The organism is Nonomuraea zeae (genome assembly GCF_005889725.1).
Taxonomy (GTDB): domain Bacteria; phylum Actinomycetota; class Actinomycetes; order Streptosporangiales; family Streptosporangiaceae; genus Nonomuraea; species Nonomuraea zeae.
The window spans coordinates 12,658-36,171 of the sequence record NZ_VCKX01000058.1; the positions used below are offsets into that span (position 1 = coordinate 12,658).

Annotated in this window: 22 protein-coding genes; 16 read left to right on the forward strand and 6 right to left on the reverse strand. The window is 71.2% G+C overall.

The window, feature by feature from the left end:
• Nucleotides 1-98: 98 nt before the first annotated feature.
• On the reverse strand, nt 99-2,072 hold the full coding sequence (locus tag ETD85_RS20210) for an ATP-dependent DNA helicase (RefSeq protein WP_138691298.1): 1,974 nt from the start codon (nt 2,070-2,072) through the stop codon (nt 99-101).
• Between the two features lie 251 nt (nt 2,073-2,323).
• Here ETD85_RS20210 and ETD85_RS20215 point away from each other — a divergent pair, with 251 nt between their 5' ends.
• Nucleotides 2,324-3,511 carry a hypothetical protein gene (locus tag ETD85_RS20215; RefSeq protein ID WP_138691299.1) on the forward strand — a complete coding sequence of 396 codons (1,188 nt, stop codon included), beginning with the start codon at nt 2,324-2,326 and terminating at the stop codon, nt 3,509-3,511.
• A gap of 83 nt (nt 3,512-3,594) precedes the next feature.
• Complete coding sequence (locus tag ETD85_RS20220) at nt 3,595-5,172, forward strand: Na+/H+ antiporter (RefSeq protein WP_240779260.1); 1,578 nt, start codon at nt 3,595-3,597, stop codon at nt 5,170-5,172.
• A gap of 33 nt (nt 5,173-5,205) precedes the next feature.
• Here the strand turns inward: ETD85_RS20220 and ETD85_RS20225 are convergent, their stop codons facing one another.
• Nucleotides 5,206-5,463, reverse strand: a complete 258-nt coding sequence (locus tag ETD85_RS20225; protein ID WP_138691300.1) for a UBP-type zinc finger domain-containing protein — start codon at nt 5,461-5,463, stop codon at nt 5,206-5,208.
• A gap of 126 nt (nt 5,464-5,589) precedes the next feature.
• On the opposite strand from ETD85_RS20225, the gene ETD85_RS20230 reads away from it, so the two are divergent.
• The 8 genes from ETD85_RS20230 to ETD85_RS20265 all read left to right on the forward strand — a co-directional run bounded on the left by ETD85_RS20230 (nt 5,590) and on the right by ETD85_RS20265 (nt 14,893).
• The gene (locus ETD85_RS20230) at nt 5,590-6,351 is read left to right on the forward strand and encodes an ABC transporter ATP-binding protein (protein WP_138691301.1); all 762 of its coding nucleotides are present in this window, start codon (nt 5,590-5,592) and stop codon (nt 6,349-6,351) included.
• Nucleotides 6,339-7,103 carry an ABC transporter ATP-binding protein gene (locus tag ETD85_RS20235; protein WP_138691302.1) on the forward strand — a complete coding sequence of 255 codons (765 nt, stop codon included), beginning with the start codon at nt 6,339-6,341 and terminating at the stop codon, nt 7,101-7,103. The genes ETD85_RS20230 and ETD85_RS20235 overlap by 13 nt, the downstream gene beginning before the upstream one ends.
• The gene (locus ETD85_RS20240; RefSeq protein ID WP_138691303.1) at nt 7,100-8,950 is read left to right on the forward strand and encodes an AMP-dependent synthetase/ligase; all 1,851 of its coding nucleotides are present in this window, start codon (nt 7,100-7,102) and stop codon (nt 8,948-8,950) included. Before ETD85_RS20235 ends, ETD85_RS20240 begins: the two co-directional genes overlap by 4 nt.
• Nucleotides 8,947-9,834: a branched-chain amino acid ABC transporter permease gene (locus ETD85_RS20245; RefSeq protein WP_138691304.1), complete on the forward strand. Its 888-nt coding sequence runs from the start codon at nt 8,947-8,949 to the stop codon at nt 9,832-9,834. The genes ETD85_RS20240 and ETD85_RS20245 overlap by 4 nt, the downstream gene beginning before the upstream one ends.
• Nucleotides 9,831-10,997 (forward strand): branched-chain amino acid ABC transporter permease, encoded by a 1,167-nt coding sequence (locus tag ETD85_RS20250; protein WP_206058421.1) that lies wholly within the window; start codon nt 9,831-9,833, stop codon nt 10,995-10,997. The genes ETD85_RS20245 and ETD85_RS20250 overlap by 4 nt, the downstream gene beginning before the upstream one ends.
• 12 nt (nt 10,998-11,009) lie before the next feature.
• Nucleotides 11,010-12,299, forward strand: coding sequence for an ABC transporter substrate-binding protein (locus ETD85_RS20255; RefSeq protein ID WP_138691305.1), 1,290 nt, complete (start codon nt 11,010-11,012; stop codon nt 12,297-12,299).
• Nucleotides 12,300-12,685: 386 nt separating this feature from the next.
• Nucleotides 12,686-13,627, forward strand: a complete 942-nt coding sequence (gene sigJ / locus ETD85_RS20260; protein ID WP_138691306.1) for an RNA polymerase sigma factor SigJ — start codon at nt 12,686-12,688, stop codon at nt 13,625-13,627.
• An 81-nt stretch (nt 13,628-13,708) separates the two neighbouring features.
• Nucleotides 13,709-14,893 carry an NAD(P)/FAD-dependent oxidoreductase gene (locus ETD85_RS20265; RefSeq protein ID WP_138691307.1) on the forward strand — a complete coding sequence of 395 codons (1,185 nt, stop codon included), beginning with the start codon at nt 13,709-13,711 and terminating at the stop codon, nt 14,891-14,893.
• Between the two features lie 211 nt (nt 14,894-15,104).
• Here the strand turns inward: ETD85_RS20265 and ETD85_RS20270 are convergent, their stop codons facing one another.
• The 4 genes from ETD85_RS20270 to ETD85_RS20285 all read right to left on the reverse strand — a co-directional run bounded on the left by ETD85_RS20270 (nt 15,105) and on the right by ETD85_RS20285 (nt 20,226).
• Entirely contained in the window at nt 15,105-17,354 is a 2,250-nt protein-coding gene (locus tag ETD85_RS20270) for a transglycosylase domain-containing protein (protein ID WP_138691308.1), read from the reverse strand.
• Nucleotides 17,354-18,274, reverse strand: a complete 921-nt coding sequence (bla, locus tag ETD85_RS20275; protein ID WP_138691309.1) for a class A beta-lactamase — start codon at nt 18,272-18,274, stop codon at nt 17,354-17,356. The genes ETD85_RS20270 and bla overlap by 1 nt, the downstream gene beginning before the upstream one ends.
• 136 nt (nt 18,275-18,410) lie before the next feature.
• Nucleotides 18,411-19,640 (reverse strand): MFS transporter, encoded by a 1,230-nt coding sequence (locus ETD85_RS20280; RefSeq protein ID WP_138691310.1) that lies wholly within the window; start codon nt 19,638-19,640, stop codon nt 18,411-18,413.
• Entirely contained in the window at nt 19,633-20,226 is a 594-nt protein-coding gene (locus ETD85_RS20285) for an ArsR/SmtB family transcription factor (RefSeq protein WP_138691311.1), read from the reverse strand. The genes ETD85_RS20280 and ETD85_RS20285 overlap by 8 nt, the downstream gene beginning before the upstream one ends.
• Nucleotides 20,227-20,378: 152 nt before the next feature.
• On the opposite strand from ETD85_RS20285, the gene ETD85_RS20290 reads away from it, so the two are divergent.
• From ETD85_RS20290 to ETD85_RS20315, 6 genes are all read left to right on the forward strand, one after another.
• Nucleotides 20,379-21,347: an alpha/beta fold hydrolase gene (locus tag ETD85_RS20290; RefSeq protein ID WP_138691312.1), complete on the forward strand. Its 969-nt coding sequence runs from the start codon at nt 20,379-20,381 to the stop codon at nt 21,345-21,347.
• An 80-nt stretch (nt 21,348-21,427) separates the two neighbouring features.
• Nucleotides 21,428-21,814 carry a hypothetical protein gene (locus ETD85_RS20295; RefSeq protein WP_138691313.1) on the forward strand — a complete coding sequence of 129 codons (387 nt, stop codon included), beginning with the start codon at nt 21,428-21,430 and terminating at the stop codon, nt 21,812-21,814.
• A 57-nt stretch (nt 21,815-21,871) separates the two neighbouring features.
• Nucleotides 21,872-22,198 (forward strand): YidH family protein, encoded by a 327-nt coding sequence (locus ETD85_RS20300; RefSeq protein ID WP_138691314.1) that lies wholly within the window; start codon nt 21,872-21,874, stop codon nt 22,196-22,198.
• Between the two features lie 9 nt (nt 22,199-22,207).
• Nucleotides 22,208-22,543, forward strand: a complete 336-nt coding sequence (locus ETD85_RS20305; RefSeq protein WP_138691315.1) for a DUF202 domain-containing protein — start codon at nt 22,208-22,210, stop codon at nt 22,541-22,543.
• A 76-nt stretch (nt 22,544-22,619) separates the two neighbouring features.
• Complete coding sequence (locus ETD85_RS20310) at nt 22,620-22,904, forward strand: hypothetical protein (RefSeq protein WP_138691316.1); 285 nt, start codon at nt 22,620-22,622, stop codon at nt 22,902-22,904.
• 123 nt (nt 22,905-23,027) lie between these two features.
• Nucleotides 23,028-23,450, forward strand: a complete 423-nt coding sequence (locus tag ETD85_RS20315; RefSeq protein WP_138691317.1) for a hypothetical protein — start codon at nt 23,028-23,030, stop codon at nt 23,448-23,450.
• The last annotated feature ends 64 nt before the right edge of the window (nt 23,451-23,514 follow it).

Here is a 23,514-nt window from a genome sequence, read left to right on the forward strand (position 1 = left end):
GCGTCTCCAGGAGACGCCCGCTGACCCGCGCGGGCTGAGGGCTCAAGGAGCCGCCGACTGACCCGTACGTGACCGGGCCGGGAGCGGGCGGCGGGGAGTCAGCCTTCCGTGGACAGGCGCTTCAGGGCTGCTCTGGGGATGGCCGGGTCCGTGGTGCGCCAGAACGGCGGCAGGGAGCCCAGGAGGAAACCGCTGTAGCGGGCCGTGGCCAGCCGGGGGTCCAGGACCGCGATCACGCCCTTGTCGTCCTGGGCGCGCAGCAGCCGGCCCGCGCCCTGGGCCAGCAGGAGGGCGGCGTGGTTGGCGGCCACCGCCATGAACCCGTTGCCGCCCTTGGCCGCCACATGGCGCTGCCTGGCCGAGGTGAGCGGGTCGTCGGGCCGGGGGAAGGGCACCCGGTCGATGATGACCAGCCGCAGCGAGGGCCCAGGCACGTCCACGCCCTGCCACAGCGACAGCGTCCCGAACAGGCACGTCGCCTCGTCTTCGGCGAACTGCTTGACCAGCAGCATCGTGGAGTCGTCGCCCTGGCACAGCAGCGGCACGTCCAGCCGCTCGCGCAGCGCCTCGGTGGCGGCCTTGGCGGCGCGCATCGAGGAGAACAGGCCAAGCGTGCGCCCGCCGGCCGCCTCGATCAGCTCCGTGATCTCGTCGAGGTACTGCTGTGGAAGCCCGTCGCGGCCCGGCTGGGGCAGGTGCTTGGCGACGTACAGGATGCCCGCCCGCGGGTGGTCGAACGGCGAGCCCACGTCGATGCCCTGCCAGCTCTTGCTGTCGCCGAGCCCCCACTGCGCGGCCAGCCCGTCGAACGTCCCCCCGAGGGCGAGCGTGGCGGAGGTCAGGACGACCGTGCGCTCGCCGAACAGCTTGTCGCGCAGCATGCCGCTGACGCTCAGCGGCGCCACGCGCAGCGCGGGCGGGCGCCGGTCGGTGCCCGCGTCGAGCCAGACCACCTCGGCCCGGTCGGTCTCGGAGGCGTGCCCGTAGGCCTCCAGCATGCGCACGGCCGTGTCGTGGACCTCGTCCAGCGCCGTGAAGGCCGCCTTACGCTGGCCCGCTTTGTCCGGGTCGTCCTTGTCGGCGTTGCGCGGCCCCAGCGCGGTGATGCACCGCCAGGCGGTGTCGCGCACCAGCGCCAGCGTCAGCCCGAGCACCTGCGGCAGCTCGTCGATACGGCCGGGCGGCGCGGCGGCCAGCAGCGCCTTGAGGTCTTCGCCGGCCTCCATGAGCTGGTCGGCGATCGGCTGCTCGATCAGCCGGCCGACCCGGCGCACCGCCAGCAGCACCGAGGTGTCGGACAGCTCCGAGGTCACCACCGAGGTCACCCGGTCGACCAGCTCGTGGGCCTCGTCCACGACCACGACCTCGTGCTCGGGCAGCACCGGGAGGTCGCCCATGGCGTCGATGGCGAGCAGCGCGTGGTTGGTGACCACCACGTCCACCTCGCCCGCCCGCGCCCTGGACAGCTCGGCGAAGCACTCGGCCCCGCTCGGGCAGCGGGTGGCGCCCAGGCACTCCTGCGCGCTCACCGAGAACTGCCGCCACGCCTGCTCGCTCACCCCCGGCACCAGCTCGTCGCGGTCGCCGGTCTCGGTCTCCTCGGCCCACTCCTGGATGCGCTGCACCATGCGGCCGGTCGCGCTCACCTCGCGCGGGTCGAAGAGCTGGTCCTGCTCGTCCTCCTCGGGCCAGCCCGCCGTCGCCTTGTAGCGGCACAGGTAGTTGCGCCGGCCCTTGAGTATCGCGAACGTCGGCTCGTGCGGCAGCTCCTTGGCCAGCGCCTCCGACAGCCTCGGGAGGTCGCGGTCGACGAGCTGGCGCTGCAGCGCGATCGTGGCCGTGGAGATCACGACGGGCGTCTCGCTGTCCATCGCGTGCCGGATCGCGGGCACGAGGTAGGCCAGCGACTTGCCGGTGCCGGTGCCGGCCTGGACGGCCAGATGCTCCTCGTCGTCGATGGCCTTCTGCACGGCCTGGACCATCGTGATCTGGCCCTGCCGTTCGCTCCCTCCGAGAGCGCTGACCGCGATGCTGAGCAGTTCGTCCACTGACGGGAGATGGGAGTCCGGCACGGCAGTAAACGCTACCCGCAATCCAGGGTCGCCGTGCCGAACGCGGTGTGATCGGCCAGACGCATCCCGGCGTTCACGAATCGTCGTGACGGCTCGCGTGGCACACTGGGCGATCGGAACTCCAACTGGTCCGCTTGGATCTTAACTGGGTGTGACCGAAGGGGTTCCCGGTGTAGATGGGAAGGCCGGTTGAGTAGGGTTTTCCGGGGTTGAGTGGACGAATAAAGGCTGGTTAAAGCAGTATGTCTGCCATGTCGGAAGTTGTCCCGTTGCCGTCGTTCGGCGAAGTCTTCTTCGATGCACGAGGTCAGGAGCGGTGTCTCCGCGTCACGTGGCACGAGGGCACGCTGGTCCTCAGCCTGTGGCGGGGCGAGATGTGCACAGCGAGCTTCCGCATGCCGATGGAGGACGTCGGCCGGCTGCTCGACACGCTCGACGACGGTTTCGCGGAGGCCACGGGCGAGCAGCCCGCCGTGCCCGCGCACGATCCGGGCACCGAGGTCATTCCCGGCACCGGGCAATATCAGCGGCCCGGTCAGCACGCTCCGCAACCGCCGCAGTCCGACGACAGGCCCACGGCCGCCCTGTCGCCCAACGACGTCCTCGTGGCCAGAGGCACCCCGCCGCCCCACCAGGACAAGCTGGTGGCCTCGTACGGCGAGAGCACGGCCCCCAGGGACGCGACTCCGGCCTACGGCGACCGGGTGCCCTTCACCGGCCCCCAGTACGTCGAGTCGACCGCCCCGCAGCCCCAGTACGCCGGCGACCCCTTCAGCGGGCCGCAGTACACGGGTGATCCCTTCAGCGGGCCCCAATACTCCGGCGACCCGCTCAGCGGCCCGCACTACGCCCAGCCCGACACCTTCACGGGCCCCCAGTACGTCGACAGCGAGCCGGTCTACCAGCTGCCGGGCGAGCCGCGCCGCCAGTCGCCGCTGAGCACCGACCCGCTCGGCTTCCCCTCCCAGGCCGCCGACCCCTATCCGCCGGCCCAGCCGTACGCGTCGGACCCTCAGTACCAGCCCGAGCCCCGCTACCAGGCCGAACCCCAGTACCAGTCCGGCGCCCAGTACACCGCCGACCCGCTCAGCGGCCCCCACTACGTCCAGCAGCCGGTCCAGCAGGAGAGCCAGAGCACGGCCGGGCTCGGCACGCCCATGCACGGCATCCCCGGCGCCGGCCGCCCCCGGACGGCCCCGCTGCGGCGGCAGCCGGCGCCGCCCCCGGCCGACGACTACGCCGCCTACCAGGCCCCGCAACCCAACCCGGTGGACCCCCTGCTGGCACTCGGCCGGCAGGAGCAGTACCCGTCGCACTCCCAGCAGCCCGACGCGCAGATGTCGCGTCCCTACGTCGGCGACCCCATGTTCTCCACCGGCGAGCGCCTGCGCCCCGAGCAGCCGGACTACCACGAGAGAAGCGACCGCAGGGAGTGGTGACGCACCCTCCTGCTCCGGGCCGGTACGCTCTCGGCGAGACTGTCCGCGCTGAGGTGATCGGGCCGAGCTAGAAGGAGCGCCGGGTGAATCCGACCATGGGCCTGCAACTGCTGCTGGTGGCCGGGGGCGCGATCGCCGTCGCGGCCGTCGCGCGGCGCAGGGGCTGGCCGGCCCCGCTGCTGCTGGTGGCCGCCGGGCTGCTGGTCTCCCCGATGGTCCCGGCGGTGCCGTTGCAGCCGGAGCTGGTGCTGTTCGTCTTCCTGCCGCCGCTGCTCTACTCGGCCGCGCTCGACAGCTCCTACCTGCGCCTGCGCGACGTCAAGCGGGCCGTGGCGCTGCTGTCGGTCGGGCTGGTGGTCTTCACCGCGGCGGTCGTCGGGTTCGTCGTCCACCTGCTGCTGCCGGACCTGCCGCTGGCGCTGGCCTTCGCGCTCGGCGCCATCATCGCGCCGCCCGACGCCGTGGCCGCCGTCGCGGTGGGCCGCCGGCTCGGCCTGCCGCGCAGGGCGCTGACGATCCTGGTCGGCGAGAGCCTGTTCAACGACGCCACGGCGCTGACCCTCTACCGGGTGGCCATCGGCGCGGCCGTGGGCGGCACCGTGGACCTGCTCGAAGGCGTCGGGGAGTTCCTGTTCGCGGCGGCCGGCGGGGTGCTGATCGGGCTGGCGCTGGCGTTCGTGTTCGCCTGGCTGTTCCAGCGCACCCGCGACTCGCTGGTCGAGAACACGCTGATGCTGCTCATCCCGTTCGCCGCCTACCTGGCGGCGGAGTCCGTGCACGCCTCGGGCGTGATCGCCGTGGTCATCGTCGGCCTCTACCTGGGCAACCGGATGCACCTGCGGGGGTTCGGCACGCGGCTGGTGTCCGACGCGGTGTGGAAGGTCACCGACTTCTTCCTCGAGACGATCGTGTTCGCGCTCATCGGGCTGCAGCTCGTGACCGTGATCGAGGGCATCACCGGCTACAGCCCCTGGGAGGTCGCGGGCTACGCGGCGGCGGTGCTGGCGGTGACGATCGTCAGCAGGTTCGTCTGGGTGCTCGCCGCCACGTCGCTGACGTGGCTGCTGCGCAGGGGCGACCGGCCGCCGACCAGGCAGCAGACGGTGATTCTCGGCTGGGCGGGCATGCGTGGCGTGGTGTCGCTGGCGGCCGCGTTCGCCATCCCGCCCGACATCCCGGCGCGCGACCGCGCGATGATGCTCTTCCTGACGTTCACCACGGTGATCGGCACCCTGCTGATCCAGGGCACCACCTTCCCGACGCTGATCAGGCGGCTCGGCGTGTCGAGCGATCAGGAGGTGTACGAGGACCGCCTGGCCGAGGCGGCGGCCCAGCAGGCGGCACTCGAAGCGGGCCTGGCGGAGCTGGAGCGGCTGGTCGCGGAGCAGGGCGAGCCCGACGAGATCCAGAAGCAGGTCATCGACCAGCTCAGGGAGAAGTCGTGGCGGCGCTCGCTGTCCGCGTGGGAGCGCCTGGGCGGCGGCACGGGCCAGGGTGGCTCGGAGACGCCCAGCTCCCTCTACCGCCGGCTGCGCCGCGACATGCTCCAGGCCGAGCGCGAGGTCTTCGTGCGGCTGCGCGACGAGCGCCGGCTCGACGACGAGGTGCTGCGCGAGGTGATGGCGCAGCTCGACTTCGAAGAGGCCATGATGGAGCGATAGGCCGCAGCTCCGCAGCGGCGGCGCGGGCGGGTCCTAGCCCATCTGGTTGTCCGTGAAGCACCAGCGCCAGCTCTCGCCGGGCTCGAACGACTGGATCACCGGATGCCCCACGGCGTGGTAGTGGGCGGTGGCGTGCTTGCTGGGCGAGGAGTCGCAGCAGCCGATGTGGCCGCACTCCAGGCAGCGCCGCAGGTGCACCCACCGGCCGCCGGTCGCCAGGCACTCCTCGCACCCCTCCGGCGTCTTCGCGGGCGGGTCGTCGGCGTGAGAAAGATGTTCACAAATTGCCATAGGTGAAATCTTATGTCCCGAGTGCCGGCCGATTTTCGGCCGGGGCCCTTGTCGGCTGCCTGGCAAGCGTGGACATTGTGCTCATCAGGGGGAGTGACACAGGCCACACGATCCCGGGAGCCGCGCGTGCTCGAAGTACGCAACCTCGAGGTCGTCTATGACGACGTGATGCTCGTGCTGCGCGGAGTGAGCCTCCGGGTTCCGCCCGGCTCGATCGTGGCCCTGCTCGGCGCGAACGGCGCGGGCAAGACCACCCTGCTGCGCGCCCTCTCGGGCCTGCTCGACGTGCACGACGGCGAGATCACCAAGGGCTCGGTCACCCTCGAAGGCGAGCCCATCCACCACCTCAAACCCGCCCAGATCGTGCGGCGCGGGGTCAGCCAGGTCATGGAGGGCCGCCGCATCCTGGCCGAGCTGACCGTCGAGGAGAACCTCAAGGTCGGCGGCCACACCGCGGGCGAGTCACACCTGGAGCGCGTGTACGGCCTGTTTCCGCTGTTGCGGGAGCGGCGCAGGAGCGTGTCGGGCTACCTGTCGGGCGGCGAGCAGCAGATGCTGGCGGTCGGCCGCGCGCTCATGGCGGGGCCGTCGTACCTGCTGCTCGACGAGCCCAGCCTGGGCCTGGCGCCGTCGATGGTCGGGCAGGTGCGCGACCTGATCGTCGAGATCAACCGGCAGGGCACCACGGTCCTGCTGGTCGAGCAGAACGCCACGATGGCCCTGTCCATCGCCGCGCACGGCTACGTCATGGAAACCGGCAAGATCGTCATGGACAAGCCGGCGCGCGAGCTGCTCGCCGACGAGGACATCAAGGAGTTCTACCTGGGGGCCGTCCGGTCCTTCCGCGAGGTCAAGCACTACAAGCGGAGGAAGCGATGGCTCTCCTGACGTTCGAGGACGTGCACCTGAGCTTCGCCGGCGTCGTGGCCGTCGACGGGGTGTCCTTCGAGGTGGGACAGGCCGAGCTGCTGGCGATCATCGGGCCCAACGGCGCAGGCAAGACGTCGATCTTCAACGTGCTGTCCGGCGTCTACCGGCCCGACCGGGGCCGGGTCACGTTCCTGGGCGAGGACCTGCTGGCCAAGAGGCCGTACGAGATCGCCGCCATGGGCCTGGCCAGGACGTTCCAGAACGTCGAGCTGTTCCACAACCTGACCGTCCTGGACAACCTCATGCTGGGCCGCCACCACCACTTCCGCTACGGCGCGCTGCCCGCCCTCCTCTGGTACGGCCGGGCCAGGCGCGAGGAGCTGGCCGCCCGCGCCAGGGTCGAGGAGATCATCGACTTCCTGGAGCTGGAGGCCTGGCGCCGCCATCCCGTGCGGCTGCTCCCGTACGGGATCCAGAAGCGTGTGGAGCTGGGCCGGGCGCTGGCCATGGAGCCGCGGCTGCTCCTGCTGGACGAGCCGGTGGCCGGCATGAACCTGGAGGAGACCGAGGACATGGCCAGGTTCGTCATGGACGTGCGGGACGAGCTGAGCATCCCCGTCGTGCTGGTCGACCACGACATGGGGCTGGTGATGGACCTGGCCGACCGGGTGCTCGTGCTCGACTTCGGCCGCGCGGTGGCGCTCGGCAGCCCGGCCGAGGTGCAGCAGGATCCCAAGGTCATCGAGGCGTACCTGGGAGGGACGGCATGACCACAGTGACAGGGCAGCTCATGACGGCCACGATCGTCACCCGGGTCCGCGAGCGCGCGAGGAACGCGCCCGCCGCCGTGGCCATGCGGCACAAGGACTTCGGCATCTGGCAGGAGGTCACCTGGGCGGCGTACTGGACGCAGGTCGAGCTCGTCGCGCACGCCCTGCTCGCGCTGGGCGTGGAGCCGGGCGACCGGGTCGCCGTCCACGCCGAGAACCGACCTGAATGGCTCTACGCCGATCTCGGCACGGTCGCGGTCCGGGGCATCACGGTCGGCCTCTACCCCACCAACCCGCCCGCCGAGGTCGCCTACCTGCTGGCCGACTCCGGCGCCAAGGTCCTGATCGCCGAGGACCAGGAGCAGGTGGACAAGGCGCTGGCGGTCCTCGGCGAGTGCCCGGAGCTGCGGCGCATCGTCTACCTGGAGCCGCGCGGCATCCGCGGCCGCTACGACGACGACGTCCTGATGTCCTGGCCCGAGCTGCTCGCGCTGGGGGCCGAGCACCGCGCGGAGCGGCCGGGCGCGGTGGAGCGCCTCATGTCGCAGGTCGCGCCGGACGACGTCATGACGCTCATCTACACCTCGGGCACCACCGGGCCGCCCAAGGGCGTGATGCTCACCGTCGGGAACGTCGAGTTCGCCGTCCGCACGCTCGTCCTGGGCGGCGGCTTCACCTCGCCGCCGCCGTCGGAGCGCGACCTCACCCTGTCCTACCTGCCGCTGTGCCACGTCGCCGAGCGCGCGTTCACCGTGTGGTTCAACGCGGCGGCCGGCGTCCAGGTGAACTTCGCCGAGTCCATCGACACCGTCCAGGCCAACCTGCGCGAGGTGCAGCCGACGATCCTGTTCGGGGTGCCGCGGATCTGGGAGAAGGTGCTGGCCCAGGTGGACATCAAGCTGGAGTCCGCCTCTCCGGTCAAGCGGGCGATCACCCGGTTCTGGCTGCGGGTGGCCGACCGGGCCGGCGACGCGCTCGCGCGCACGGGCGGCCGGCACACGCTGTGGACGCGGGCGGCGTACGCGATCGGGTGGGTGTTCTGCTACCGCTCGCTGCGCGAGCGGCTGGGCATGCGGCGGGTCAGGTACGCCGCCTCGGGGGCCGCGCCGATCGCGCCGGGCGTGCTGAAGTTCTACATGGGGATCGGCGTCCCCATGCACGAGGTGTACGGGATGAGCGAAAACACCGCCATCGCCACCGCCAACCGCCCAGGCAGGGTGCGCCTCGGCACGGTCGGGGAGCCGCAGCCCGGCATCGAGCTGAAGATCGACGAGGCCACCGGCGAGATCATGACCCGGCATCCGGGGAACTTCGCCGGTTACTGGCGCAACCCGCGCGCCACGGCCGACGTGCTCGACGCCGACGGCTGGCTGCACACCGGGGACGTGGGCGAGTTCGTCGAGGGCACGCACGTGCGGATCACCGACCGGATGAAGGACATCATCATCACGGCGGGCGGCAAGAACATCGCGCCCAGCGAGATCGAGAACGCGCTGAAGGCGTCGCCGTACCTGAAGGAAGCGGTGGTGATCGGGGACCAGCGGCCGTACCTGGTCGCGCTGATCGGGATCGAGCTGGACACGGTGGGGGAGTGGGCGCGGCGGCGCGGGCTGCCGTACACGACCTATCGCGATCTGTCGGAGAAGCCGGAGACGCGGGAGCTGGTCCAGCGGATCGTCGACGAGGTGAACGGCCGGTTCGCCCGGACCGAGCAGGTCAAGCGGTTCGCGTTCCTGCCCAAGGAGCTCGACCACGAGGACGGCGAGCTGACCGCCACCCAGAAGGTCAAGCGCAGCGCCATCGCCAAGTTGTTCGAGGACCTGGTCGAAGGGATGTACGCCCGGTGAAGGGGCTGCTCGAGTCCGTCATCAGGGGACTGGGCAACGGCTCGGTCTACGCGCTGCTCGCGCTCGGGTTCGTCATCATCTACAAGGCCACCCGGGTGATCAGCTTCGCGCAGCCCGCGCTGATGCTGGCCGGGGCCGTCGCGGTGAGCTACCTGGTCGAGGTGACCGGGTTCTACCCGGCTGTGCTGCTGTCGGCGCTGCTCATCGCCGGGGTGGCGCTGGGCATCGAGCGGGTCGCGATCAGGCCCATGGTCGGGCGGCCCGTCTTCGTCGTGGCGATCATCACGCTCGGCATCGACGTGGTCGTGCGGGTGGTGGTGAACGGCTTCATCGGCAGGGACGTCCGCCAGGTCGGCGACCCCTGGGGGTTCACGCAGGTGTCGCTCGGGCCGCTGGTCGTGCAGCAGCGCTGGCTGGCCATGCTGGTCGTCACGGCCGGGCTGGTGGCGCTGCTGTTCGCGTTCTTCCGCTACACGAGGTACGGGCTGGCGATGCGGGCGGCGGCCTACGACCAGGAGACCGCCCTGGCCCAGGGGGTGTCGGTCGGCACGGTGTTCGCGCTGTCCTGGGGGCTGGCCGGGTTCCTGGCCGCCGTGGCCGGGATGTTCGTCGGCACCGGGCAGGGCATCGAGCAGATGACCTGGGTGATCGCGCTGAAGGCGCTCCCGGCGATCATCGTGGGCGGGCTCGACTCGCTCGGCGGGGCGGTGGCGGGCGGGCTGGTCGTGGGCGTGGTCGAGTCGCTGTTCCAGTCCTACCAGGGGGAGTTCGCCCCGTGGCTGGGGCAGAACTTCGCGGTCGTGTCGCCGTACGTGGTGATGCTGATCGTCCTGCTGGTCAGGCCGTACGGGCTGTTCGGGACCCGGGAGGTCGAACGGGTATGACCGAGACGCGATCCGCGGACGCCGCCGCCGCTCCTGACATACCGACCGGCCGGTCTCGGAAGGTGCGCGGCCGGCCGCTGCTCTACACCTCCTACGCCCAGGACATGTCCCTGCTCGACACCCGGGCCAAACGGGTGTGGACAGGGCTGCTCGTGCTGCTCGCGTTCGGGCTGGCGGTGCTGCTGCAGGACCGGTCGCTGGAGGTGCTCGCGGGGGCGTACGCGCTGGCCATCGGCGCCATCGGCCTGAACATCGTCACCGGGTACGCCGGGCAGGTCTCGCTCGGCCACGCCTTCTTCGTGGCCATCGGCGCCTACACCGCCGCCGCCCTGTCGGGACCCGTCGGGGGCAAGAACCTCGGCTACGGGATCGCGGAGATCTGGATCTGGCTGCCCGCGGCCGGGCTCGTCGCCGCGGCGGCCGGGGTGCTCGTCGCGCCGCTGGCCACCCGGCTGCGCGGCCTGTACCTGGCCGTGGTGACGCTCGGGCTGGTGTTCCTCGGCGAGCACGTCTTCAAGGAGTGGCAGGAGCTCACCGGCGGGCCGGGGGTGGGCCGCGAGGCGGCGATCCCGCAGCTCGCCGGCGTGCGCCTCGACCAGGACGGGCCGCTCGGGACCAGGGAGCAGACGCTGTACGTGCTCATGCTGGTCCTGCTGATCGTCTTCGCCGTGGCCGCCCGCAACCTGGCGCGCTCGCGCATCGGCCGCGCCTTCGCCGCCATCCGCGACCGGGACATCGCGGCCGCGGTCATCGGGGTGCCGCTCACCCGGTATAAGGTCCTGGCGTTCGGCATCAGCTCCTTCTACGCCGGCTGCGCGGGCGCCCTGCTCTACACGATCTCCGGATACGTGGAGCCCGGCTCGTTCAGCCTGCTGCTGTCGGTGCAGTTCATCGCGATGGTCCTGATCGGGGGCGTGGCCACCGTGTCGGGGTCGATCGCGGGGGCGCTGTTCATCTCGCTGCTGCAGCCGGTGACCAGGTCGCTGCCGGGGCTGGTGCCGTTCGTGAGCGGTGACACGACGCAGACGCCGAACGTGTTCCAGGTCGAGACCGTGCTGTACGGGCTGTTGATCGTGCTGTTCCTCATCTTCGAGCCGCGGGGCCTCTTCGGCCTGTGGATTCGGATCCGCAACTACTGGAAATCCTGGCCTTTTTCGTACTAGAAGGGGTTTTTCATGAAGAGTCGCTATACGGCGTTATTTATCGCCATAGTGGCCCTTCTGTCCGCGTGCGGCGTCTTCCGGGGGGACGACGAGGGCAGCAAGGGCGGCGCCCAGGCTCCAGGTGTCACCACCGAACCGTGCCCCTCAGCGGTCGACACCAAGAAGGGGTGCATCTACCTCGGCACGATCTCCGACCTCACCTCCGGCCCCTTCGCCGCGCTGGCCGTGCCGATCACCGACGCGCAGAAGGCGTTCTGGGCCCGCGTCAACAAGGCCGGCGGCATCGGCGGCAAGTACGAGGTCGACGTCACCAAGTACGTCAAGGACAACAAGTACAACCCGGAGGTGCACCGGCAGGTCTACAACGAGATCAAGGACCAGGTGCTCGGCCTGGCCCAGACGCTCGGCTCGCCCACGACCGCCGCCATCATCGGCGACCTCAAGGCCAACAGCATCGTCGCCGCCCCCGCCTCCTGGACCTCGGCCTGGGAGTTCGAGGACGTGATGATCGAGACCGGGTCCAACTACTGCGTCGAGGCCATGAACTCCGTGGACTACGCGAAGGACACGTACAGCCCGAAGTCGGTCATGGCCGTCCACCTGGCCGGCGACTACGGCGCGGACGCGGCGGCCGGCGCCAAGATCGCCGCCGAGAAGAACGGCCTGACGTTCACCAACGTCGAGACCCCGTCCGGCGCCACCGAGCAGGGCCGGGCCATCACGGAGATCACCAAGAACAAGCCCGACCTGGTCATCCTCACCACGGGCCCGGCGGACGCCGCCACCATCGTCGGCCAGGCGGCGGCCGCCGGCTACAAGGGGCGCTTCATCGGCACGGGCCCGACCTGGAACCCGGCGCTGCTCAAGTCCCCGGCCGCGCCGGCTCTGAAGGCCCTGTACGAGCAGTCGTCCCCGGGCAAGCCGTGGGGCGCCGACACGCCGGGCCACAAGGCGATGCGCGACGCGCTGCCCGGCGTGACGCCTAACGACGGCTACACCTCCGGGTGGGCGTGGGCGTACCCGATGAAGGCGGCCCTGGACGCGATGGTCGCCGGCGGGGACGTGAGCAGGAAAGGGCTGGCGGCGGCGGTGAAGACGCTCAAGACGGTGGACTACGAGGGCATGCTGCCCCCGGAGGCCGGCGACTACGCGGGCGACCCGAACACGTCGACGTTCCGGCAGACGCTGATCAACAAGGTGGACGACAAGGCGCCCACCGGGGTGACCGTCGTGAAGGACTTCTTCACGGGTCCGACGGCACAGTCGTACACCTTCGACGGGCCCTGCTTCACCAAGCTGTAGAGGGTCCGGAGCCCGACCGCGCGCGGGGCGCGCTTCGCGTGCGGGTTCGGGGCTCGGCTGCGCGGGCCTCCGCAAGGGGCGCTTCGCGCAGCCGGGCTCCGGACGTGCCTCCCAGGGGGCTCACGCCCCCTTACTCGCTCCGCTCGCCATCGCGCCCACCCCTTGCCCTGCTGGAGTGTGGGCCTGCTGATTCCCGCCCCGAGCGGTCCTCACTGACGCTCGGCCGTCCCCCCGAGGCACGGGCTCCGCCCGCGCGCGGACCCGGTCCCCGGCGGTAGGGTAGAGCAGCCGCAGGCGGCACGGCGGAGGTTGTCGATCACGCTGCCCCGATCACGCGAGGCCGGAGGCGAACGCGGCGTGCGCTGACGCGCCGTTAAGATCGGGTCATGCCTTTGACGGTGGATGACGTCGACCGATTCGAGCTATCGAGGCGCCGTCTCGAGGCCATCGCCTACCGTCTCCTCGGCTCCGCGGACGAGGCTCAGGATGTCGTGCAGGAGACGTTCCTGCGCTGGCAGGCCGCCGACGTCGACCGCGTCGAGGTCCCCGAGGCCTGGCTGACGAAGGTCCTCACCAACCTGTGCCTCAACCAGCTCACCTCCGCGCGGGCGCGCCGCGAGACCTATGTGGGCCGATGGCTCCCCGAGCCGCTGCTCGCCGGCGACCCGATGCTCGGCCCCGCCGACACCGCCGAGCAGCGCGAATCGGTCTCGTACGCGGTCCTCACCCTCATGGAGCGCCTGTCCCCCAACGAGCGGGCGGTGTACGTGCTGCGGGAGGCGTTCGACTACCCGCACCGGGAGATCGCCGAGATCCTCTCCATCACCGAGGTGGCCAGCCAGCAGATCTTCCACCGCGCCAAGAAGCACGTCGCGTACGGCAAGGCCCGCGCCGAGATCGACGATGCCGCCGCCCGGCGGATCGTCGAGGAGTTCCTGGCCGCCGCCACCAGCGGCCAGACCGATGAGCTCGTACGCCTGCTCACCAAGGACGCCGTCTCCGTCGGCGACGGCGGAGGGAAGGTCCCGGCGCGCACCAAGGCGTTCGAGGGAGCCGTCGCGGTCGCGAAGTTCATGTGGAGCATGTTCAAGCCCGCCGAGGCCAAGCGGGCCGTCGTCGGCGGCCCGCCCGAGATCTACGCCTGGACCGCCAACGGCGAACCCGCCGTGGTGGCCGTCGTGGAGGGCCGGGTCGTCGCCGTCATGTGCCTGGAGGTCACCGCCGAGGGCATCACCGCCTGCCGTACCCAGGCGAACCCCGACAAGCTCGAACGCGCCACCGAGCAGTGGGCCGCGGCAAGCCATGGAGAGCCCCTGTTCGTGATGTGACGTGTCTCACATCGCGGTCCTGTCAGGAAATGGCGGGCTGTCCGGTTCAAGTGACAAATCCGAACCGGACAGGAGCCTGAAATGCAGCACCGCATCGTCGTTCTCGGAGCCGGCTACACCGGAGCCAGCGCCGCCGGCCGTCTCGCCAAGCGGCTGCGCCGCGAGGACGTGGCCATCACCCTCGTCAACCCCGAGCCTGACTTCGTCGAGCGCGTCCGCAACCACCAGCTGGCGACCGGCCAGGCCCTCAGGCCCCGGCCGCTCAGCGAGATCTACGCCGGCACCGGCGTCGAACTGAGGCTCGCGAAGGTCACAGGCGTGGACGTCGACCGCAAGACCGTCGCCATCACCGGCGCGAACGGCGCGGAAGAGCTGGAGTACGACACCCTCGTGTACGCCCTCGGCAGCGGCTGGAACAGCCAGGCCGTACCCGGGACCGCCGAGCACGCCTACCAGATCGCCGGCCGTGCCGGAGCGCTCGGGCTGCGCGAGCGCCTGGCGAGCCTCGGCGCCGGGCAGAGCGTGGTGGTGGTCGGCGGCGGGCTCACCGGCGTGGAGGCCTCCACCGAGATCGCCGAGGCCCGCCCGGACCTCGACGTCGCCCTCGCCGTCAGCGGCGGCCTCGGCGACTGGCTCTCCCCCAAGGGCCGCGAGCATGTACGGAAGGTCTTCGGCAAGCTCGGCATCACCGCATACGAGCACACCGCCGTCACCGGGGTCGAAGCCGACCACGTCACCACCGCCGACGGCAGGGTCATCCCGGCCGAGGTCACCGTATGGACCGCCGGTTTCGCGGTGCACCCCATCGCGAAGGCGACCCTCTTGGAGGTTTCCGACACCGGCCAGATCGTGGTCGACCGGACCATGCGCTCGGTTTCGCACCCCGATGTGTACGCCGTCGGCGACGCGGCCATGGCGATGGGCGCCGGAGACAAGCCGCTCCGGATGTCGTGCGCCTCGGGAATCCCCACCGCCTGGCTGGCCGCCGACGTCATCGCGGCGCGCCTGACCGGCCGGAAGGTCCCGGACAAGACGATCGGCTACGCCAACCAGTGCATCTCACTGGGCCGCAAGGAGGGCCTGATCCAGTACGTCACGGCCGACGACCGCGCCAAGCAGATGGTCCTGCGCGGCCGGCTGGCCGCCGCGTACAAGGAGCTGATCTGCAAGAGCGCGGCATGGAGCGTCGCGTACCCGACGCTTGGGATGCCGACCCGGCAGCACCGGGTGGCGCGCGAGCAGACGCTGAAGCAGCAGGCTGCGTGAGCATCGTGGTGGACGGTCTTTCCGGCCCGCACGGCTGTGAGATCACGGGACCGCGCAGGTCGGGGAGCGCTTTGATATGGGGACGGGCCGGTCGATCGACCTGCCGGGACGAGCGCCGATGCCCTCCGCGGCCGGGAGAAAGCGATGGAGGGCGAGCGAAAGGCCCGCCCTCCGACCGCCCCGCATCCGGAGTCCCGTCCGGGATGTTCGGTTACCGGCCCGGGTTCGGGAGGGTCACGTCCGGGAGGATCCCGGCCCCGTCGGGCTCGGCGCCGGCGTCCTCCGACTCCGGCGGGCCGCCGTCCGGGCCGGGGCCCGGCGTGGCGCTCCCGCCGGGGGAGTTCCCCAGGGCATCCCCCAGAGCGTCCTCCGGGCTCTCCGGCGGCGCGGCCGGGCGGCAGCTTCCGGCGCAGCCGCCGAACCGGGACAGGTCGACCGGCGTGAACGGCGTCGGCTCCACCCCCTTCAGCGCCGCCACCATCGTGTCCTTCCAGATCGGCCCCGGCAGGCTGGCACCGGCCACCAGGGCGTAGTACCGCCCGCCGATCGTCACCCCCGTCAGCTTGTGCTCCTGGGCGCCGCGCGGGTCGCCGAGGCTCACCGCAGCCGCCAGATCCGGGGTGAATCCGGCGAACCAGGCGGCGGCGTAGTCGTCCGTGGTGCCCGTCTTGCCCGCCGCGTCCCGTCCGATGCCGCCGACGCCGCGCATCGTGCCCTTGGTGAAGACGCCCGACAGCACGTCGGCCGTCGCGTCCGCGACCGCCGGGTCCAGGACCGTGCGGCACTTCGGCTGGTAGCGGGTGGTCCTGCCGTCGCGGTCGGTGATGCGAGTGATCGCCATCGGCGCGCAGTACTCGCCGCGAGCGGCGATGGCGGCGTAGGCGGTGGCCACGGTCACCGGGTCCATCTCGTTGATGCCGAGCGTGAACGTCTCGTACTCCTGCAGCTTCTTCCCGTCCGCGCGCCGGATGCCCAGCGACTTGGCCGTCGTGACCGTGTCGCAGAGCCCGACCCGCTCCTCCAGCTCCAGGAAGAACGTGTTCACCGACCCCCAGGTGCCGGTCCGCAGCGTCTTCCAGCCGGGGGAGCCCTCGTCGTTGGTGACGGTGTGGGTCGGGTCGCCGATGCTCTGGCCCTTGCAGTTCTTGAACGTCGAGTACTCCGGCGCCCGGTAACCGGCACCCGCGGTGAGGCCGTCGTCCAGCTTCATGCCCTGCGTCAGCGCCGTGACCAGGGTGAACGTCTTGAACGTCGAGCCCGCCTGGAAGCCGGTCCCGCCGCCGTGGGCGGCGTCCGCGACCAGGTTGTACGACATCTCGTTCGCGGAGGCGTCACCTCCGTACGTCCGGCTGGCGGCCATGGCCTTGATCTCCCCGGTCCCCGGCTGGACCAGGGCCTCGGACGCGACGGGCTCGTCGGAGGCGTGCACCCACTTCCTGATCGCCCGCTCCGCCGCCCCCTGCATGTCCGGGTCGAGCGTGGTCCTGATGGTCAGGCCGCCGCGGTTGAGCAGCTGCAACCGCGCCTCGGCCGTGCGGCCGAAGTCGGAGTTGTTGAGGATCTCCTCGCGGACGTACAGGCAGAAATAGGGATAGTCGCTGGCCTCGCAGCCGCCGGGCAGCCGCGTGCCCTTGTAGCCGAGTTTGGCGGCCTTCGCCTGCTCCGCCTCCGACCGGGAGATCTTGCCCAGCTCCGCCATCCGGTTCAGGACGACGTCGCGGCGGTTCAGCAGCCGCTCGCGCTGCGCCTTGCCCAGGTTCGGGTCGGTGGCGTTGGGGTCCTGCACCGCGCCGGCCAGCGTCGCCGCCTGCGGCAGCGTGAGCGCATCGGCCTTGACGCCGAAGAAGCGCTTGGCCGCCGCCTCGACGCCGTACGCCCCGGCGCCGAAGTACGCGATGTTCAGGTATTTCTCCAGGATCTGGTCCTTGGTGTATTTCTTCTCGACCCCCATGGCGTACCGCAGCTCGTTGAGCTTGCGCGCGTAGCTGGCCTCCAGTGCCGCGTTGCGCTCCTGCTCGGTGTCGGCCGAGTTGAGCAGGACCTGCTTGACGTACTGCTGGGTGATGCTCGACCCGCCCTGGCTCACCCGGCCCGCCTGGAGGTTCCTGGCGAAGGCGCGGATCGTCCCCTCGATGTCGATCGCGCCGTGCTGGTAGAAGCGGTAGTCCTCGATCGCGACGATCGCCGTCTTCATCGTCTCGGCGACCTGGTCGAGGCCGACGACCTCGCGGTACTCCTCGTAGAAGCGCGCGATCTCGCCGCCCTCGGCGTCCTGCACGATCGTGACCTCGGCGGGGGGCGGCTCGGCCAGGTCGGCCGGCCTGAGATTCACCTCGCCGGCCGCGGTCCTGAGCCCGTAGCCCGCGCCCCCGACGGCCGGGAACGTGATCCCGGCCACGACCACGCCCGCGGCCGCCCCCGCGGCCAGGAGCCTGATGATTGCCGTCCCCCGATGTGACATCAGAGCTTGCCGAGTCCGCGGGCGAGGATGGTGGCGGTCTTCGCGATGGCCTGGTTGCTCGCGTCGGCGTCCGAGGCCGAGCGGTTGGTGTAGATCGACAGGATGATGGGCGCGGCCGACTTGCCCGGCCAGACGACGGCGACGTCGTTGGTGAGCCCGGCGGGCACGTTCGCGCCCGTCTTGTCGCCGACGGTCCACGACGGGGGCAGGCCGGCGCGGATGCGGGCGTCGCCGGTCTGGTTCGCCTTCAGCCAGGCGTTCAGCGTCTTGCGGTCCTTGGCGGTGAGGGCGGACCCGGTCGTGAGCGCACGCAGGTCACGGCCCATGGCGGCGGGCGTCGTGGTGTCTCGCTTCTCCTTGGGCGTCCAGTCGTTGAGCTCGGTCTCCCAGCGGTCGAGGCGGGAGACCGGGTCCTTCAGCGTGCGGAAATACCTGGTCAGCCCGGCCGGGCCGCCGATCTGCTTCAGCACCATGTTGCCCGCGGTGTTGTCGCTGAGGGTGATGGCCGCCTCGCACAGCGCGGAGACCGTCATCCCGTCCCGCACGTGCTTCTCGGTGGCGGGGGAGTTCTCCTTCACCTCGGCGCTCGTCCAGTGGACGACCTTCGCCATCAGCCCCGGCTCCGAGGTGCGCGCCTTGTTCAGCGCGGCCGCGCACGCCACCGCCTTGAACGTGGACAGCAGCGGGAAGCTCTCGCCAGACCGGTACGCGATCGTCCTCCCGGTCCCGGTGTCGATCGCGTACGCGCCGATGCGCCCCTTGAAGGAGGCCTCCAGCGCGCGCAGCTCCTTCGTGACCTGGCCCTGCCCCGCCTGGACGGCCTGGGCGGCGGGCGCCGCCGAGGCCGGGCCCGCGGTGAGGGCGCCGCCCGTCAGGAGGGAGAACGCCAGAGCGGTCGCCAGGTAGCGGCCGTGTCGCATGTCGAAGTCCTTGCTGTCGTCCGTCAGAAGGCAGGAGCAAAGCAGATGCCGTCAGCCGATGTCTAATAGCGATATCGCGAACGGATCGATATCGAATCACGCATGATCGCAGGTAGACGCCACAAGGGGCGATGTTTTACCCGCGCGGCCGGCGCATCAGGGTCAGGGCCATCAGCCCGGCGATCAGCAGCCCGCCCGCGTGCACGCACAGCGTCCCCACGATGCCGGCCGAGCCGCCCAGCGCGTGGCCCAGCACACCGGCGAGCACGCCGGCGAGCAGGGTGCCGAGCAGCGCCGTGGTGGCGTGGGCGCTGCCCAGGAGGCCGAAGACGCTGCCGCCGCGCTCCTCGCCGCCGACGCGCTGGGCCAGGGTGGTGAAGGCCGCCGTCATCGCCGCCCCGGGCACCCCGGCCAGCCCGATCAGCACGAGCGCCGGCCAGAACGCCGGCACGGCCAGCGGATAGGTGAACAGCGCCAGGTCGAGCAGCCCGAAGGCGATCGTCGCGCAGCCGAGCAGCAGCCCGGGCGCCGCCCTGCCCGGATACGCCGCCACGACCAGCCCGCCGGCGATCCCGCCGATCGCCTGCACCGACATGAACAGCCCGTAGGCGTCACCGCCGCCGCCCAGCACGTCGGCGACGAACGGCGCGGCGAGCGTGCCGAAGATCCCCTCCCCGAGCCCGGTGATCATCATGAACGCCACCAGCAGCCGGAGGCCCGGGTCCCGGGCGGCCAGCCGCAGCCCGTCGATCCACTGCCCGCCGACCGTCGTCATGGGCGCGGGACGGCCGGGCACGCGCAGGCTCGCCTGCAGGGCCGCCGAGATCGCGAAACCGGCCACGCCGAGCAGCACGACCGCGCTCAGCCCGCCGGCGCTGACGGCGACCCCGCCCGCCATCGCCCCCGCCAGCCGGGCCACCTCGCCGCACTGGCCGTGCAGCGCGTTGGCCCGTACGAGCTGCGACCCTGCCACGAGCTGGGGGACCAGCGACTTCTGCGCGGGGGCGAGCAGCGTGCTGAGCACCCCCGCCCACAGGGCGACCGCGTAGACGATCCACATCTGGGCCGGCTGGCGTACCAGCAGCAGCGGCAGCAGCCCGGCCGCCAGCAGCAGATCGGTGCCGACCAGTAACCGGCGGCGGTCCCAGCGATCGGCCAGCACCCCGGCCACGGAGCCGAGCACGACGTCGGGCAGCCGCGAGACCAGCAGCGTGATCGCGGAGGACAGCGTCGAGCCGGTCAGGTCGTAGACGTAGAAGGCCAGGCCGGTGCCCACCGCCCAGTCGCCGGTCTGGGAGATCACACCGGCCAGCAGCAGCCGGCGGAAGTCGCGGTTGCCGCGCAGCGCGGGCGGGGCCTCAGTCACCGGACGCCGTCGGGGCCAGCGGCACCCAGAGCTGCGTCAGCAGCACCGGCCGGGCGCCCCCGGGCCGCGTGGCCGGGTCGTCGATGCGGGCGATGAGCGGTTCGAGCAGGCCCGCGATGGCCTCGCCGAGGGCCTGGAACTCCTCGGCGGTGGCGTACACGTAGGAGTTGCTCAGGCCGCCGGCCGCCTGCCAGGGCTCCGGTTCGTCCCCGCGCCGCTCCTGCCACTCGACCAGCCGGGCCAGGGCCCGCTCGGCCATGACCTGCTCCAGCAGGCTCCGGGCGGCCGTGCCTTCGGGGCCCGCGGTGTCGCCCCAGTCCTGGCGGCTCTCGCTCGCCTTCCACGGCCGCTCGCGCTCGTCGCGCGGCTCGGCCTGCGTCACCAGGCCGTACTTGGCCAGCTGCCGCAGGTGGTAGGAGGCCAGGGCCTGGCTGACGCCCACTTCCCTGGCGGCGTCGGCGGCGGTCGTCGGGCCGGCGCGCATGAGCAGTTCGTGCAGCGCGAGCCGGACCGGGTGGGCGAAGGCCCGCATGGCCGCGGCGTCGAGCACCCGCCGCGGGCGTCCTTCCGAAGATTCCAAAGACATGCTTGGAATCTTCGGCACCGGAGCCCGGCGATGTCAAGGATTCCTTTGGAATGCGCGACGGTTTGCCGGACCGGCAACGCCGTTCGCTTGGATCGGGGCCCGCCCCGCATGATCTGGAGTGCCAACTCAAGCGAGGCTCGCATGGAGGACGAATGTCGCAGACACATCGGCTGGTGGAGACGCCCGGCGGCCGCATCCATCTGGTGGAGCAGGGGGCCGGCCCGCTGGTGCTCCTCGTGCACGGTTTCCCCGAGTCGTGGTACTCCTGGCGCCACCAGCTCCCGGCGCTCGCCGCGGCCGGCTTCCGCGCGGTGGCCATCGACGTGCGGGGCTACGGGCGCTCGTCGAAGCCGGGGGAGACGGCGGCGTACGCCATGACGGCGCACGTCGCGGACAACGTGGCCGTCGTGCGGGCGCTGGGCGAGCGGTCCGCGGTGATCGTGGGGCACGACTGGGGCTCCTCCATCGCCACCGGCAGCGCGCTGCTCCGGCCCGATCTGTTCCGGGCCGTGGGCATGCTGAGCGTGCCGTACGCGCCGCGCGGCGGCCCCCGCCCGACGGAGGCGTTCGCCCGGCTGGGGAGCGGGGGTGAGGAGTTCTACGTCAGCTACTTCCAGGCTCCCGGGCGGGCGGAGGCGGAGATCGAGCCCGACGTCCGCGGCTGGCTGGCGGGCTTCTACGCCGCCCTCTCGGCCGACACGATGCCCGCGACCGGCGGGGACGGCGTCCATTTCGTCGCCGCGGGCGGCAGGCTCTCCGACCGCTTCCCCTCCGGCGTCCTGCCGTCCTGGCTCACGGAGGCGGACCTCGACGTCTACGCGGGCGAGTTCGAGCGTACGGGGCTGACCGGCGCGCTCAACCGCTACCGCAACGTGGACCGGGACTGGGCGGACCTCGCCGCGTGGGACGGGGCGCCGATCACGCAGCCCGCGCTGTTCGCCGGGGGCCGGCTGGACGCCAGCACCACCTGGATGGCCGGGGCCATCGAGGACTTCCCCCGGACCCTGCCGAACCTGACCTCCTGCCACCTCCTCGACGGCTGCGGGCACTGGATCCAGCAGGAACGCGCCGGCGAGGTCAACCGGCTGCTGATCGACTGGCTGCGCGCGCTGCCGTCCTGAGCATCCGGTTCGGTCAATTGGTGGTCATCGGAAAAGTTTCGGTCACAGCACGTGGCCGGACCCTTGGGTAGGGTCAAATCATGCGTCACCTCAAAAGCCGGTTCGTGCCCCTGGCCGCTTTCGCCTTGTGCGTCTTCGCCGCCGGATGCGGTGAGGTCAACAACACCATCGACAAGGCCCAGGCGTGCCTCGAGGCGCCGAAGATCGTCACCGACCTGGGCGCGCAGATCACCAAGCTCACCGACGACCCCCAGGCCATGGACAAAGCCCTGGACGATGCCGCGGCCAAGCTCAACGGCGTGGCCGACAAGGCTGCCAACACCACGCTCAAAGAGGCCTCCGACGACCTGGCCAAGACCCTGAGCGGCATCAGCGTCGACAACGTCAACGAAGCCGTCGACGCGGCACAGAAGGTCGCGACGGAAAGCGCCGCCTACGTGGAGAAGGTGGCCAAGGCCTGTAGCTGACAATTTGGGAGAATCCCTGCTTCTCTAGGGGAAATGGGGACGAATTACCGTTTTCTTATGGAGCCCGACCCGCGTTTCACCTTGGCCAACGAACGAACCTTCCTCACGTGGCTGAGCACGGCGCTGGCGCTGAGCGCGGGCGGGGTGGCGATGGCCGCGGTGCCGCCCGACGTGTTCGTGCCGTGGATCCGTACCGGACTGGCGATCATGCTGGTCACCCTCTCCGCGCTGGCGGCGGGCATGGCCTACCCCCGCTGGCGCAACATCCAGCGCGCCCTGCGCAAGCAGGCGCCGCTCCCGCCGCCCGCGCTCGCGGCCGTCTTCGGCTACGGCGTGGCGGCCGTGGCCGTGATCGCCCTCGTGCTCATCATCCTGTCGATCTGACCCGCGGACATGTCGAGGGAAGAGGAGATCTGGGACGAGGGGCTGCAGAGCGAGCGCACCCGGCTCGCCTGGGTGCGTACGGCGGTGGCCCTGTCCACCGGCGGGCTGGGCGCGGCCGGCCTGTCGCTCAGGCACGGCCTGCCGGTGCTCGCGGTGGTGGCGTTCACGCTGGCCGCGCTGTGCGGCGGGGTGCTGCTGATCAGGACGGGGGTGCGCTTCCGCCGGGTGCAGGCGGCCCTGCACGGCGGCACGCCGCTGAACGCGGGGCTCGACGTCCTTTTCGCCTGGCTCGGCACGTTGAGCGTGGTCGCGGGCGCCATCACCTTTGTGCTCGCCGTCAAGTGAGGCCGGTTGCGAGATGGGGAGTGATGGGCGGACACTCTAAGTGAGGGGGGTGACCTCATTGGTAGAAGAACTCAGGATGGTGCCGTTCGAATGCCGCTGCTGCTGGCATGTCTGGGAGGAGGAATACCTCGTCCGGCACGTGGAAGACCGCCATGGCAACGACAGCGAGGTCTGGTTCGCAGCCGGCCTGCGCGTGCCGCCGCCTTGGCAGGGCGCCGTCTGCCCGCAATGCGGATCCCAGCAGACGACCACCTTCCCTGACGGATATCTGTCCCGTCATCCGGAGCTGTTCCCGCCGCTCGGGCCGGTCGTGCCGGACCCGACGCCGCTGATCAGCCCGGTACGGAAGCCGGCTTACTGACCACCTAACCTGACACTTGGTGAGCATTTCGTAGCGGCAAGTGTCATAAGCCCGCCTTGCGGGGGTGCGGGGCCGGGCGGACACTCAGGATCGAGCGGCGATCTCTAGCCGGGGGTGGTCCTAGTGCCCGACGGGTTCGACACCCGCGAGACGTGGCCTTTCGAGTGCCTTCGTTGCCTGTATGTCTGGGAGGAGGATTTCGTCGTCAGACACCTCACCGACAACTACGGCAACGAGGTGGAGATCTGGCTCAGCTCGGGCGTGTCCGTGCCGCCGCCCAGATCTGGGGGTTGCTGCCCGCACTGCGGGGCGTACCACGTGACCTCCTTCCCCTCGGGGTATCTGGCGCGGCACCCCGAGCTCGTGCCGGCCCCGGAGCCGGAGCCGGCCCCGGTGTTCGTGCCGGCGATCGAGCCGGTCAGGGTGCCCGACGAGCGCTCGCACCTGCCCGGCCGCCTGCTCGTCGCGTTAGGGGTGCCGCTGGCGGCGTTCGTCGGTTACGAGCTGTACGCGAACCTCGTGGCCGCCGCCCGCCCGCACCACTGAAAAGGCGCCACCAGGCGGGCGGCAATGACCGGGACCGGGAGCCCGTGCCCAGCCGGGCAGGGGC

Bases quoted from the DNA above. Each gene is read 5' to 3' on its own strand.
- ETD85_RS20215 (WP_138691299.1), top strand. From the start codon at position 2,324: ATGTCGGAAGTTGTCCCGTTGCCGTCGTTCGGCGAAGTCTTCTTCGAT.
- ETD85_RS20225 (WP_138691300.1), bottom strand. From the start codon at position 5,463: ATGGCAATTTGTGAACATCTTTCTCACGCCGACGACCCGCCCGCGAAG.
- ETD85_RS20235 (WP_138691302.1), top strand. From the start codon at position 6,339: ATGGCTCTCCTGACGTTCGAGGACGTGCACCTGAGCTTCGCCGGCGTC.
- ETD85_RS20240 (WP_138691303.1), top strand. From the start codon at position 7,100: ATGACCACAGTGACAGGGCAGCTCATGACGGCCACGATCGTCACCCGG.
- ETD85_RS20250 (WP_206058421.1), top strand. From the start codon at position 9,831: ATGACCGAGACGCGATCCGCGGACGCCGCCGCCGCTCCTGACATACCG.
- ETD85_RS20255 (WP_138691305.1), top strand. From the start codon at position 11,010: ATGAAGAGTCGCTATACGGCGTTATTTATCGCCATAGTGGCCCTTCTG.
- sigJ (WP_138691306.1), top strand. From the start codon at position 12,686: ATGCCTTTGACGGTGGATGACGTCGACCGATTCGAGCTATCGAGGCGC.
- ETD85_RS20265 (WP_138691307.1), top strand. From the start codon at position 13,709: ATGCAGCACCGCATCGTCGTTCTCGGAGCCGGCTACACCGGAGCCAGC.
- ETD85_RS20270 (WP_138691308.1), bottom strand. From the start codon at position 17,354: ATGTCACATCGGGGGACGGCAATCATCAGGCTCCTGGCCGCGGGGGCG.
- bla (WP_138691309.1), bottom strand. From the start codon at position 18,274: ATGCGACACGGCCGCTACCTGGCGACCGCTCTGGCGTTCTCCCTCCTG.
- ETD85_RS20285 (WP_138691311.1), bottom strand. From the start codon at position 20,226: ATGTCTTTGGAATCTTCGGAAGGACGCCCGCGGCGGGTGCTCGACGCC.
- ETD85_RS20290 (WP_138691312.1), top strand. From the start codon at position 20,379: ATGTCGCAGACACATCGGCTGGTGGAGACGCCCGGCGGCCGCATCCAT.
- ETD85_RS20295 (WP_138691313.1), top strand. From the start codon at position 21,428: ATGCGTCACCTCAAAAGCCGGTTCGTGCCCCTGGCCGCTTTCGCCTTG.
- ETD85_RS20300 (WP_138691314.1), top strand. From the start codon at position 21,872: ATGGAGCCCGACCCGCGTTTCACCTTGGCCAACGAACGAACCTTCCTC.
- ETD85_RS20305 (WP_138691315.1), top strand. From the start codon at position 22,208: ATGTCGAGGGAAGAGGAGATCTGGGACGAGGGGCTGCAGAGCGAGCGC.
- ETD85_RS20310 (WP_138691316.1), top strand. From the start codon at position 22,620: ATGGTGCCGTTCGAATGCCGCTGCTGCTGGCATGTCTGGGAGGAGGAA.